This window comes from Streptosporangium sp. NPDC005286 (assembly GCF_040607515.1).
Taxonomy (GTDB): Bacteria; Actinomycetota; Actinomycetes; order Streptosporangiales; family Streptosporangiaceae; genus Streptosporangium.
Genome location: NZ_JBEXGU010000395.1, coordinates 1 through 1,669, shown reverse-complemented (window position 1 = coordinate 1,669; position 1,669 = coordinate 1). Strand labels below are relative to the sequence as shown.

At 63.5% G+C, this 1,669-nt stretch carries 1 protein-coding gene and 1 pseudogene; one reads left to right on the top strand and one right to left on the bottom strand.

The window, feature by feature from the left end; translation table 11 throughout:
• Positions 1–142: 142 nt before the first annotated feature.
• A pseudogene (locus tag ABZU75_RS46375) lies at positions 143–319 on the top strand (transposase); the annotation flags it as partial.
• Between the two features lie 303 nt (positions 320–622).
• On the opposite strand, the gene ABZU75_RS46370 reads toward ABZU75_RS46375, so the two are convergent.
• Positions 623–1,126: a hypothetical protein gene (locus tag ABZU75_RS46370; RefSeq protein WP_355569964.1), complete on the bottom strand. Its 504-nt coding sequence runs from the start codon at positions 1,124–1,126 to the stop codon at positions 623–625.
• Positions 1,127–1,669: the final 543 nt, after the last annotated feature.

The following is a 1,669-nucleotide window of genomic DNA, read 5'->3' as shown; positions in this document are numbered from 1 at the left end:
GACCGACTTCGCCGACCCCAGAAGCCTCACAGTTACCGATCAGTCGCCCTTCGCGACATGCCGGATGTTTTCAAGATTCCCGACAGAGTCAAGCTAAGTGGGTGTTTGAGAGGTGATCGTTGGACTGTTTTGCCAGGTGGGTATGGGTAAGGCAGGACACGAGACCGGTTTTTACGCCCCTGGCCTGACCGATGAGCAGTGGGCGCTGATCGAGCCGCTGCTGCCCGCCCCGCACTGGGACGGCCGCCCGGACAAGCACCCACGACGAGAGGTCGTGGACGCGATCATGTACCTCGTGCGCACCGGCTGTTCCTGGCGGCCGCCCGGCTGCCGGAACGTGTAGTCGTGGCGGCGCTGGCCCCTGGGAGGCCAGCGCTCTCCTTCCGCCGCAGCAGGCCTGGCCCGACGCATCCGGCTGCCCGGCATCCGGCCGCCCCGCACCACCTCGGCGGCCTGGGTGCCGGTACGCCCCCGTGCGAACAGGTCGGCCACGCGCGGCCGTCCCTTCTCACACTCGGCCCGTCGTCCGGCGAGCAGGCCGCCGCCTCACGCATACCGCATGGACAGGGATGCCGCGGTGGCCCGGCCCTCTCACTGTCCGCAGAACATCACAATGCGAAAATCAGCAGCCGAAGGCGTGGAACTTAGCGTCGAACGAGTAATGATAGTATTTCCGCTTTGAGATTTCGGTTACGCCGCTGAACGGACGGTTGCACTCGACGATGACGTCCTTGGCCTCGGCGAGGAGGTCATCTCCGGAAGTGTCATCTTCCCACACCTGGACCGTCACCTTCTCACCCGGCGAAAACTTGAGAGGGTAATGCGACGGGAATTCGACTATCTGGCCCTCTTCGTCCTCGTTGACGTCGACCGTGCCATCGGTCGGGGCGAAGCGCTGACTTACTCCATTACGCACGACCTTGATGAAGACTTCGTCACCGTTGCTCCAGGTCCCCTCCTCGTCTATATCGTGAGCGTAGACGGTGATGCCGAGTTCGGTTTCGACGATGGCGGCGGGGGCAGCGGTGACAGGAGCGGCGCTGGCAGGGGCGGCGGTGACAAGGGCCAGTGCCCCGAGAAGGCCTAGCACCGACAGAACGGCGCTGGGCTTGGAACGCGCGAGCATGGTTTGCTCCTTTTATTCGGCCGATTTATCCGATCGATCATGGCCAAGACTTCCGCAGCATTCTTGGAGGAGGCTTGCAGACAGCTTGGAGTCCGCCCGGTGAACGCCTGATCTCCGGTTTCCCGGAAGCCAGTCGGCTGGCGAAGCCATGGTCGGCGAACACCACCCGGCAGCGCTCACTCAAGTACAGCCCTAGCGGGATGGTGGTGGCCCCGACGCGGTCCTGCACCCGGCCGAGTGCACCGTCACCGCCATCAGCAGCCCGAGCGTGTCGGTGATGTGGATGCTTGTTCGGGCCGGCCGTCTCAGTGCGGGGCGGGCAGCAGCGGCTCGATCAGCGCCCACTGCTCATCGGTCAGGCCAGAGGCGTAAAAACCGGTCTCGTGTCCTGCCTCACCTATGCCCACCTGGTAAGACGGCCCAACGATCACCTCTCAAACACCCACTAAGAGCGCGTTTGGCTCATAAGTAGGGTGTTTTGTGCTTGTTTCTGCAAGCAGCGGAGAGTGCAGGGAGTGAAACGTCTGGGGAAGTCGGTACCCA